General features: G+C 42.7%; 12 protein-coding genes. All 12 read right to left on the minus strand.

Features of this window, described 5'->3' with window-relative positions; all coding sequences use genetic code 11:
* Positions 1 to 204: 204 nt before the first annotated feature.
* The 12 genes from FTU98_RS13140 to FTU98_RS13195 all read right to left on the minus strand — a co-directional run bounded on the left by FTU98_RS13140 (position 205) and on the right by FTU98_RS13195 (position 10,147).
* Positions 205 to 2,736, minus strand: coding sequence for a bifunctional DNA primase/polymerase (locus FTU98_RS13140; protein ID WP_180051526.1), 2,532 nt, complete (start codon positions 2,734 to 2,736; stop codon positions 205 to 207).
* The gene (locus FTU98_RS13145) at positions 2,720 to 2,968 is read right to left on the minus strand and encodes a hypothetical protein (RefSeq protein ID WP_180051527.1); all 249 of its coding nucleotides are present in this window, start codon (positions 2,966 to 2,968) and stop codon (positions 2,720 to 2,722) included. Before FTU98_RS13145 ends, FTU98_RS13140 begins: the two co-directional genes overlap by 17 nt.
* Before the next feature lie 3 nt (positions 2,969 to 2,971).
* Positions 2,972 to 3,178, minus strand: a complete 207-nt coding sequence (locus FTU98_RS13150) for a hypothetical protein (RefSeq protein ID WP_180051528.1) — start codon at positions 3,176 to 3,178, stop codon at positions 2,972 to 2,974.
* Between the two features lie 427 nt (positions 3,179 to 3,605).
* Complete coding sequence (locus FTU98_RS13155; RefSeq protein WP_257220052.1) at positions 3,606 to 4,190, minus strand: helix-turn-helix domain-containing protein; 585 nt, start codon at positions 4,188 to 4,190, stop codon at positions 3,606 to 3,608.
* 38 nt (positions 4,191 to 4,228) lie between these two features.
* Positions 4,229 to 4,576 (minus strand): phage head closure protein, encoded by a 348-nt coding sequence (locus FTU98_RS13160; RefSeq protein WP_180051529.1) that lies wholly within the window; start codon positions 4,574 to 4,576, stop codon positions 4,229 to 4,231.
* The gene (locus FTU98_RS13165) at positions 4,576 to 4,866 is read right to left on the minus strand and encodes a head-tail connector protein (RefSeq protein ID WP_180051530.1); all 291 of its coding nucleotides are present in this window, start codon (positions 4,864 to 4,866) and stop codon (positions 4,576 to 4,578) included. Before FTU98_RS13165 ends, FTU98_RS13160 begins: the two co-directional genes overlap by 1 nt.
* Positions 4,866 to 6,419 (minus strand): terminase large subunit, encoded by a 1,554-nt coding sequence (locus FTU98_RS13170; protein ID WP_180051531.1) that lies wholly within the window; start codon positions 6,417 to 6,419, stop codon positions 4,866 to 4,868. Before FTU98_RS13170 ends, FTU98_RS13165 begins: the two co-directional genes overlap by 1 nt.
* On the minus strand, positions 6,394 to 6,783 hold the full coding sequence (locus FTU98_RS13175; RefSeq protein ID WP_180051532.1) for a hypothetical protein: 390 nt from the start codon (positions 6,781 to 6,783) through the stop codon (positions 6,394 to 6,396). Before FTU98_RS13175 ends, FTU98_RS13170 begins: the two co-directional genes overlap by 26 nt.
* A 3-nt stretch (positions 6,784 to 6,786) precedes the next feature.
* Entirely contained in the window at positions 6,787 to 7,275 is a 489-nt protein-coding gene (locus tag FTU98_RS13180) for an HNH endonuclease (protein ID WP_257220053.1), read from the minus strand.
* Complete coding sequence (locus FTU98_RS13185) at positions 7,253 to 8,413, minus strand: phage portal protein (protein ID WP_180051534.1); 1,161 nt, start codon at positions 8,411 to 8,413, stop codon at positions 7,253 to 7,255. Before FTU98_RS13185 ends, FTU98_RS13180 begins: the two co-directional genes overlap by 23 nt.
* Positions 8,410 to 8,922 (minus strand): HK97 family phage prohead protease, encoded by a 513-nt coding sequence (locus FTU98_RS13190; RefSeq protein ID WP_180051535.1) that lies wholly within the window; start codon positions 8,920 to 8,922, stop codon positions 8,410 to 8,412. The genes FTU98_RS13185 and FTU98_RS13190 overlap by 4 nt, the downstream gene beginning before the upstream one ends.
* A gap of 1 nt (position 8,923) precedes the next feature.
* Positions 8,924 to 10,147: a phage major capsid protein gene (locus tag FTU98_RS13195; RefSeq protein WP_180051536.1), complete on the minus strand. Its 1,224-nt coding sequence runs from the start codon at positions 10,145 to 10,147 to the stop codon at positions 8,924 to 8,926.
* Positions 10,148 to 10,766 lie beyond the last annotated feature (619 nt).

A 10,766-nucleotide genomic window follows, 5' to 3' on the forward strand; every position in this document is an offset into this window, starting at 1 on the left:
TCCCTTAATATATAAAAATCATGTTACTTTGTTACTTTTACTCGTAAATATATGATTTTATTATAAAAAGCAGGTAACATTTTAGGTAACTTTTGGTAACTTTTAGGTAACTTTTCTAAAAAATGTTACCTAAAATGTTACTTTTTCGGTTAAAAGCGCGTAAAAAAACCCCAATCAAGGGGTTTCTTCACCACTGCGGGCTATTTAGCGAATCGTGATAGCTCGCGCGTTTTCTTTAGTATGGGGGTTTTTAATAGCTCTGGTGGTAACATTTCCATCTTGGGCCACCAATTTAAGAAGTTCATCTCTTTTGTGCATCATGGTAGCCAGTTCGCTAGGGTCGCACTGTTCTTTAAGCCAGTCGGAAATAACTTTTTGAGGTTTTTTAAGGCATAAGTTACCTTTTGCATCTGTGAATAGGTAATCATGCGAAAAGTTACCCCCGCAGAAATTCCATTGCTGATATAGGTACTCCCTAAATTCCTCTGCAATCTCTGGCAAAATATGGCTTAATCGTTTGCCCAGCTTGTCTATTCCATATTTTTCGTGGAATTTCCCCAGCCATTCGGACGCATGTTTTTCGGCTTTTACCCGCCCAAGATCCTGCATCCGCTTCACACCCTTGTTTAGATATTCAGCCGCAAAACCTGTTAAATGTCGCAGGTATTCGGATGATCCGATTTTTTTAAAAAGCTCCCGATCCTCTAATTTTTGATTAGCTCCCCGAATACAGTTAAAACGGTTCGCCATTTGATCTTCAATGCCTGACGCACCAATAAGGCTATGCACGTTCTCAGCACTAAAAAACAGCTTGGCAAATAGTTCAACTTCGCTTCGTAACTCAAACTTTGGGGCAAGGCTTATTCTTCGCTCTAATTGCTTAATCTCGCTTTTTACGGTCTTAAACTCGTCAAAAATTACAGCAAAGGCGCGTCTGAAATTGTCGGGGTGTTGTCCTGACGGTTTCCCCTCAAACATGCCTTCAACTTCTTTAACTGATAGCTCAACACACAAGCGCAAATTTTCTAGGATTGCTTTAAAAAAACCTTTCCCCCAGTCACTCACAACATGCAGCCATAAATATGACTTTTTTCGATCTGGGGCAAATCGTGACATAACAAGGAATCTTAGGACTGATTCAAACTCTGGAAAATGCTTTTTATAGTCCTCAATAACTGCATGATCATAGTCCATATAGGCCGTGTTCTTCATCGGCATGATATTTCTATGCGTCAATGTGAAATGTGCCTTATCTTCTAAAAGCTCAACCTCTCGCACCTGTGCGAACATATCAACGCTAAAACTTAACTGGGTTCGCTGGTTGTAATGGTCAATATGCCAATAAACTGCATTTCTAAGTGTAAAAATCACCTGTCGCACACTTTTGGCAAAATCCTCTGCATCTCCTTTCTTCATGCCAGCGGTCTGTTCTTCAATAAAAGCATTCATGTCCTTTTCTAGGGTTTCCGCGTCATACGGCTGTCCATAGGTTGCTACTAGGTGCGTCCATGCATCTTTTTTTAGGTGTGAGTTAAGATTTTCCGATCTGGTCAATAAATGCAGTTTTTCGCTGCTGTTCTTATCGCGGATGGTTTCATTAATAAACCGATCTACAATAAGCGGATTCATCTTATAAGTTACCTTAATGTCGTCCAATGTAACCGCAGGATCTAGCTTTAAGGTTTCTTTTAACTTTGCCGCGAATGTGTCGCAGATTTTTACAGCCGCTTTGCTGGCTTCTCTGGCGTTACCTGTTGCTGGGTCTATAACCTCGAAATGTTTTAAGGTTTGCGCCTGTATCCATTCGGCTGTTGCTTTTGGTTTCCAGCCGCTTTGCATTGCCACATGGTAAACAGTTGGGATTCTAACCTGTGTGATTTTGGCAAAGCTGCTGTACTTTCCCCGCATTTCTGCGGGATTGTACTTGCTGCCACGACTCGACCATTCATCCCAAAGGCTAAAACCATTTTCGCCAAATTCGCTATAAATACCTGCTCCGATCTTCACCCATTCATCATAGGCACAGTCTGGCGGGATATGGCTTAGTGCTTCCCGCACTCTGGCAAGGTCTGATTGTTCGCTTTCTGCAACTGGTGTGGCTTTTTTCGGTTGTCCAGTGGTTTGTCGTTGTCTGTCTTTTCGGATTATTTCCAACAATTGCGGGGGCAAGTCGCTGGCTTCGTTCGCTAAAATCCCGCCATCAATCCACTGGTATTGCTTCCCTGTGTCTGGATGGATGGATGGTTCAACGACAATCTGGTGATTGAATCGAATATCTATTTTTTTGCATGGTTTGCCTGTTTCGGGGTTAGTTGGGTTTCCAACAAATTCCACCCCCGCAGGTGCTTTAAAAAAGAAGTGTTTTCCACCGCTCCCACTGACTTGGGCCACCGTTGAAACACATTTAAAACCGTAATGATTTTCTAAAATTGCCAACTCCTGAAAGCCATCTAGCATTTCGGGCGGATCTTCGGGTTTTAATAAATCTACATCGACACACACTAAGCCATTATTTGAGCAAAGTAGGCCTATATTAAATTCTGGGTTATTTCCCCACACGCTTTCGACTTGGCTAATGCTTTCGATAGGCTTATTGCGCCAATTATTCAGGATTGGACGTTTTCCGCGTTTAGGTAACTGGGTGATCTTCCAACCATTTTGAACGTAATTCATGGCTGCGTAATAGAGTGCTGGCATATCTCCTGTGCCTGCGGTAGGGTCAATTTGCATATTCATTCGCACCCCCGCAGGTCTGAACGCTTAACTGTTCGTCCAGTTCTTCATACTCGCAAAGCCAGTTATCAGTTAGATAATTCCCCAAGTCTGCAAGGTGCTTGGCTGTTATCTGTGTGGTGTCCTCTAGTTCCTTTTGGATCTGTCTAAAAAGCGCGTGAAGTTGCTCCATCTGCGCCTTAGCTGCAAGGGCTGTGTCTTGGTAGTCGTCTAAATCTAAGCGGGAAATAGTCATGGCTTACACCTCTTTAAAATCAGTAGGCGAAACGCTATAACCAAGTTTCTGCAATGCTTCGCAGATTTCTTCGATTTCCCAAAAGTGATTTTTTCCGATCTGGATAGGTGCAGGCAAAATGCCATCGTCCGCCCAGCGTCTTATAGAAGTGTCTGATTTATCAATTGCGCGGCCAATCGAACGCGCGTTAGTGAGAGGTTTTAGTGTCATTTGTGACGCTCCATGTGCGCCACTTTCTCAATTTTATATATGCAAAAAAAGCTAAAACATTAAATCATTATTTTAATTCTCATACCTAAAGTATAAAAAGGCATTGCGATAAGCGCAAAATTTTCACATAATGATCAACGTAAGCTCTCTTACATACACTTTTCTGGTCGCCAAACTGAAAAAGTGACTAATTTAAAAACGGTTACGTTAGTAACCTACGAATTACCCCAGACTGCTATCTGGGGTTTTTTGTGTCTGTAGTATTCGCTCAAAAAAATCTAACTTGAGAGACATACATACACAAAAAAAACTTTGTAGTTTCGTTGTTGCCGCTACAAAAATGAGTATATCCGTGTTTTAAAGGTGACACAATCTTTACAAAATAGTTTTTATAACATTCAAATATCACAAAAAAATGTTCAATTTTTTAAGGAAAGAAACGTCCCCAAAACCCCCTTTTTGGCTGCTCCTTTTTCTCTGTCACTCCCCTGTCATTACGCTCTATCCCTTGCTGTTCGTGGGGTTCGTCCGTTCTGCCCTGTTTTAAATGTTCGGGCTGTTCGCCCTCTGTTCGTGGGGCAGGGGTGGGGTTATGAGTAATCATAAGTTTAAAATCATCAAAATCTTTTCTAATATTAGCTATTTCGGCCTTATAAAATTGCTCGCGTTCCTGTGCTTGTTTTAGTTGTTCTTGCAAGATTTCGACTATCTGCTCGGACTGTCGCGCGGGCATTGCATCGGACTTGTTCGGTGCTGTTTTACGTGTACTCGCTTTTGTGCCAAATACTCGCACCATATCAGCCGCATCAATTACCTTTGCGCCATCGTCATTCACCTGTGGGGTGATCTCCCCACGATCAATAGCGCGGTAAATTCTCGACCTTGTAACCCCGAACTGTTTAGAGGCTTCAACTATCGTTAAAAGTGTCATGGTTATTCTTAAAATTAGCTGTGTTGGCTCGCAGAATAACCGATAAAACCAACTTAAAAAATAGGGTTGTTTTTTAATCATTTAACATAAGATTCATTATACGAAACGAAAAAAGCTGGTTATTCCCAGCCTATTTCTGGCTCTCGCAATTCAAAAGTTAAGTGTTGCCTGTTGGTCTTGTTGTCACGTATCACGCCATCAATTCCAAATAATTCTGGTTCATTACTTAAACCATAGATCCGCACTCGCATAGATGAATCAATGCCATCAATAAAATGTGTAATTAATCTGGCTTTAAAATTCACCCTTTCCGCCTGTGCAGAAATGGCTTCTTGACTGCTCAAAGGTCTAAAGTCACCGTACAATCTGGCGAACTCCGCCCATGTTTCTGTAGGATAGTTATATTCATCATACGTGGTGGTAAATTCTTCAATAATGCAAAGTTTATCCATAGATCCAATATTCATTAATGCACCTGTTTTGTAATGTATGGGCCTAAAAGCAAATCAAATGCACGGTTATTATTTAGGGCCTGATCTGCCTGCATGGTTCTGTTCTGGTATAAATCTGCTGCCAGCAAGAGAATTGCCGACTTAATTGGTGCTGGTGCATCTGCAACTTTTTCCCAGTCCTCTACGCCTAAAAAGTTTTTTATGTGCTGCTCTGCACTGTCCAAGTAAATTTGAATCAAAGAATCATCAAAATTATGCAAGATCCGTAAATGAATCTTTAAATCTGCAAGCTGTACTAAGTTCATTAAAAAATTACCTCACAATCATTCACATCTAAATCCACATTCGCCATTGCTCGGCCTAGTGCCATGCAAAGGGCAACAATGCCATCAATCTTTTCAGAACTCTTTTTCTTACTTGGCTTGGTATTACCTGCTGCATCTTGTTCAACAACGGTATTGGCACACATCCAATTTAATACTGGGTTGTTCGGGTGTTTGATTTCCTCATTTATCAGCATCATTTCAAGCTGTTTACTTGGTGCGCTCATGCTGCCGTAACCTTGCCCAAATCCGACCACGTTAAACCCATCAGATTCTAAATCTGTCATCAATTGGCTGGCGTTCCATCTATCTATGGCAATTTCAGCAATATTGTATTTTTCGGCTAGTTCGTGAATCTTTAAACGGATTGCCTGCTGATCAACTGCCTTGCTATCCGTGGCAACCATAAAGCCCTGCTCCACCCATTGCGGATAGGGAACTTTGTCCTTTCGGGATCGCTCCCAAATCTGCACTTGTGGCACAAAAAAGAAAGGTAGTGTGTAGGTCTTGCCCGCAATGTTCGGAAAGGTCAAAACTAGGGCTGTAATGTCCTGAACGCTGGAAAGGTCTAAACCTGCATAACACGTTGCACCTGTAAGGTCTGGATAATGTTCATCTGCACACTGATCCCAGACTGTTGAACTCAACCAACGGCTAGAACTCTCTACCCACTGATTCAAGTACAATCTACGAAACACGTTTTCATAAGCTGGCACTTGCTGCGCTTTTAAACATTCCTGTTCATAAAAACTTAGGTCTACCGTATGCCCTAAACTTGGGCAAGCCTGCGCCCATACTTCGGGTTCTTTCCAGTCTGCACTTTCGGGGGCTTCATATATACACGGTAAAAAGGTTGGATCTTCAATAATCCCATCCCGCACTTTTCGGGCGTATTCCCATATTTCCCAGCAAATTGAATTTTTATCGAATCCCGCTGTGCTGGTGTAGAGAATCAAACTATTGTTTCGAGCCAATACGCCTGTCGTCATAACGTCCACAAGTTCACGATCATCAATACAATGCAGTTCATCAATCCCGCAATAGTGAATATTCAATCCGTGTTTTGTGCCTGCTGAACTTGAAAGAACACGATAAACGCTGCCTGTGTTCGGGACTAAGATTGAACGCTTATAAATCTCTGATCGGCTCAATAGCTCTTGTTCGTTCTCGGTCATGGCTTTGGCTGCATTAAAACAAATCCCTGCCTGATCCGTGTCCGCTGCTACGTTAAAACATTGTGCTGCTGGTTCGTTCTCGCAGTGCAAACAATACAAGGCAATAGCGGCTGCAAGTTCGGTCTTGCCCTGTTTACGGCTAATAAATAAAGCACTTTGGCGGTATCGTCTTTTGCCGTTGTCCTTTCTGCGCCAGCCAAACAACTCCCGCAGATATTTAATCTGCCAGTCTAAAAGCTCAAACGGTTTCCCTCGCCATTTCCCTGTACTGTGGGTTAGGCACTCAGAAAAAAATCCAATAACTTTGTCCGCTTCATCTTCGCAAAAATAGTAGTTAGCTAAAGAATCTTGACTTGTCATTTCCTTTCCCTTTTTCGGGTGCGACTATCCCGCCTTTGCTGCTTGGTGTGAATCCGAACTCCTTAGCCATCAAACGCAAGCTGTTAAAAATACGCATGTCTGGAACTTCGCCATTTCTTCGGCTGTCAATGTATGCGCCCAATAAATCGCAGTAGGTCGCCAGTGGTTCAACGGTTGCAACATTCAGCAAATTATTAAGGGCCATCTGTGGGGCTAGTTTGTTCCACTGGTGCAGGCCCTCACCTTGTAACCAATCTGGTGCAATGGTTTCGGCTGGTAAAAATTCGGGTTCGGCATCATTTAATTTTTGCTTTCCTGGATTGCCTGAAAGCTCTTTTAGTGCTGTTGGTTTTCTCATTGTCATTGCTCATTCTCCAAACCGCTGACCTCGGCCGAATAAATGTGATTGGGCGGGCGGTGCTTCATCCAAAACCTTTTCGTGATTTTTTCGATCTGCTCGCAGCTCTGCCAATCGCTTGCTGGCCTGTGCATATTTGTTGTCTTTCCACTCTGGCAAGTCATACCATGCAGTGTGCTTTTCCTTGTTCCAGTGGTGGTTCGGGTCTAGTGGTCTGCCTTTCACATCACAACCCCAATTGACCTGCTTGCCCATGTCCTGTGCTGTCTTTAAGCTGTGGCACTCATGGCATAACAGCATCAGGTTATCCAGCGTGTTGTCGTCCCCATCATTATTAATATGGTCTACGTCTGTCCCTGCCACTGTTAAGCCACGCTTTACACATATCTGGCATAAGCCACTATCACGAGCAATAACAGACTGTCTGATCTTCTGCCATAGTCTGCTATTCAATGGGATGGCTCGCTGCTTTGGCTTATACAGTGTGTGATTCTTCATCGTCTGCCTTGCCCTGTTGCTGTTGCATAACGCCTACTGGTAGATTCTCCAGCTCTCGGACTTCATCAATGCTCATCCAGCCATTAGATAATGCCGATTGATAGAACGCTGCTCTGTTGGTGTTATCACCCCGCAGTAATCCATCCAGATTGTGTTCACAGTAATAATTCGCTGTTAAGCATGTGTTATTAATTGCCTGCTCCCACATCAGCAAATGACGCTTTAATGTGAGTGTCACGAACTGTCTAGCCAATTCCACACTGTTTGAGTAGTTGGCATTATCCAGCACTCCCACAATGGTCGGCTGAATACGAAATAACCTGCACACTTCCAATACGCTAAACTGTCTGGATTCAAGCCACTGGCTATCTATCAAGCTCATGCTGACTGGCTTAAAACTTGCGCCACTTGGTAGCACTGGGGTAGTCCCTGCGTTCTTCACACCTGAATAGTTAGCTTTCCAACTATCGCTAATCTGCTTGGCTTGGTCTTTTGTGGTGGTCGGTAGCGTTTCAATCACGCCATTTAATGAAGTGCCATTGTTAAAAGTATTTGTACCGTGCTGCTGTTCGGATAATGAAAGTGCAATGGTGTCCTGTGCTACTTGAATCGGTGAACGTCCTAAATACGGTGTGCTGTCGCTTGGGTGGTAGCGTAAATGCAAAACCTCATCTGCAAGTAATCGTTTGCTGCTGCCATCATGCTGCACAACGTCATAAACAAGGTGGCCATTGTGGTTCAATAAAACTGTGACGCTATCGGGGTGCAATGGGATTAAGGCTGTGATGCCTTTACGATCCCGCTTAATTTCTGCATAAGCATTTCCACGCAATAAAACATGTCTTTGCAGCATCTCCCGAAATTCAAGGGCTGTCTGCCAGTGGTTCGGCTTGTCGTGGATTAATTTATACAAAGCATGGTTTTTTGCCTTTTCCCGACCTGTCGCTGTTCGCTTAAACACTTCAAACGGTAGGCTTGCAATAGTTTCACTAATTGCTGAAACACATGCGTAAACAGTGGAAATAGATTCTGCTGTTTTTGCATTTACCAAAGGCACATTTAAAACATTGGCAAAATAGGTGTCATACGCTGGAGTGTTATTTCTCTGTTCAATGCGTTTTTTTGTGCGTCTGCTCATGTTAGGCACTCCAAATATTTTTGCGCTGCTGACAATCTTTTTATTGCTTGGCGTTTTGCCCGAATGTCTACGCTGGTCGCTTCATAAGCTGGGCTACTGGTCAAAGTGATTTCAAATAGATCTACGTCTAATAATTCCCTGCTGTTGTCTTTCCAGTGTTCGTTACGAACAATAAAACCAAACGAACAACCCGCAAGGTCGCCACGTTTCACCAATTCGGCTACATCATTCCCCAGTGTGGTGTTCGGTAGATCAAGCTCAAATCTTAGGCCCTTGTCATCTTCCCAAAGTCGCAATGTGTTAGATCCTAAACGCCCCAACAATTGACTGGTGTCATGCTCATAAATGGCTTTAATTTTTGACGCATCCAAAGAAGCAAGGGAACGTGTGAACGCTCCCTTTTTTATGACTTCTTGGAATGTCCCTATCATGGTCGGGCTGTCAAATACAGCCGCATAACCATGTAGGGTGCGCCCTTTGCTTTCTACGCTAAAGGCTCTTTTTTCCATATCAGCCACCTGTAACCGCATCAGTCATTACAAGAAAGGCCTTAGGGTGTCGGACTGCTACGTCACAAGTCGCCATCGCTCTTACTTGAACTCCACCACGACTATAAGCTGGCTCGGCAAATGGATTTACTAGGATGTCGATTTCTGACCATACACCTAAAAGCACTTGAGAGAAGTCACCTAAAATGGCTGTTTTCGCTGGCATGTTCGCTGACACTTTGAAAGGTAGCTCACCAACTTGGCCGTTTTGATATAGGTACTGCCCTGTGCCTGTTGATTTCTCAATACCTGCCAAAGTTGTTTTTAATGCACTTGTCCCCAACCATTGCAGGTTAGTAATGTTTTCATCTTCAATTTGCTGGATTAGTTGCAGAACTTCGGCCCATGTTGCAGGGGTGTTGCCTGTTAATACCCCTAGTGTGTTAATGATGCCCAAAGGATCTTTAACGCCTGTACCCGCCAAAATTGCTTCATCAATGTTTTGGGCTACTAAATAGCTCAAATCTTCACGGATTAAACTTTCAATGTCTGGGCTTGACTGCTGGATCAACTGGCGGCTCATTTCAGTTTTTCCGCCTGTGTGCTTCGGTGTCAATGTAACTGCATCAAATGTCATATTTGATTCTGTTACTGCTTCTTCTTCACCTACCCAGCCAAGTGATAAGCCTGTGCCGTATTTTGGAATGACTACATCACCAGATAATCCAGTCAATGTTCGTACACCCATCTGGCGAACAATGTTAGAAGCTCGCAATGCACCAATATAGTCTTGCGGGCGGTGGTTCGCTGCAACAAGGTCGCTGGCACTGGTTGTGTTGTTCGTTGCACGTGTTTCCAGTGAATCAAACGGAATAAATGCACCCTGCGCCTTTTTACCGCTACGCTTTTCCGCTTCTTTGTTGTATTCCAGTTCTGCACCTGAAAGGCTACGCCCTGCAATCTGTGCTTGGATGATGTTCTGCACCGATACCGAACGCTTTAATTTTTCAAAGTCTTTATTGTGGTTGTCACCAACGTGGTCGGCTGGTGCGCCACGCTCTAGGCTTCGCAGGTATTCCACACGGTCAATCTGTTTTTGGATGCTTCGTTCTTCGTTCTTCAAAGTTTCAAACTGTGCAGATTCTTCGTCTGTCAAATCACGCTGGGCCTTTGCTGCTGCATCTGCAAGGGCTTTCATGGCTGCAACTGTTGTTGAGCGTTTTTCTAGTAACTCGGTTAAGTTCATCGGGCTATGTCCTTTAAAAAAAATTACACCATTTATTTTCTAAATATATAGTATTTATTTTAAAAATGGTATATTTTAATTATGTTCTACTAACTTCCTGTGTTAGCGGTTCAATTTGAGTCTTGAGCGGGATTCTCGGTTTTGTTCTGGTCGCTGGCGTTTCAGTTCTCCAAAACAAGAAAAATGGCGGTCTGCGTGAGGTAGATCGCCATTTTTTTTATGTCGGTTGGTGTGAAATTTTTTTATTAATCTAGGCATAGAAATGTGGAAAAGCACATCAATCGGCTACCCCCATCTTTTATTAGGTAACTTTTTAGGTAACTTTTCTAAAAAATGTTACCTGAATGTTACCTGAATGTTACCTAGTTTTTCCTTATTTATCATGCAGTTGGGGTGAAAAGTAACAAAGTAACGTCAAAAACAGCAATTTATATAATTATTTTTTTATTTTTATTTCTCCCCCTTTCTCCCCTTTATATTTAAAAATTTTTTTCCCTTAATATATAAAAATCATGTTACTTTGTTACTTTTACTCGTAAATATATGATTTTATTATAAAAAGCAGGTAACATTTTAGGTAACTTTTGGTAACTTTTAGGTAACTTTTCTAAAAAATGTT

Source organism: Acinetobacter sp. YH12211 (assembly GCF_013418015.1).
GTDB lineage: Bacteria > Pseudomonadota > Gammaproteobacteria > Pseudomonadales > Moraxellaceae > Acinetobacter > Acinetobacter towneri.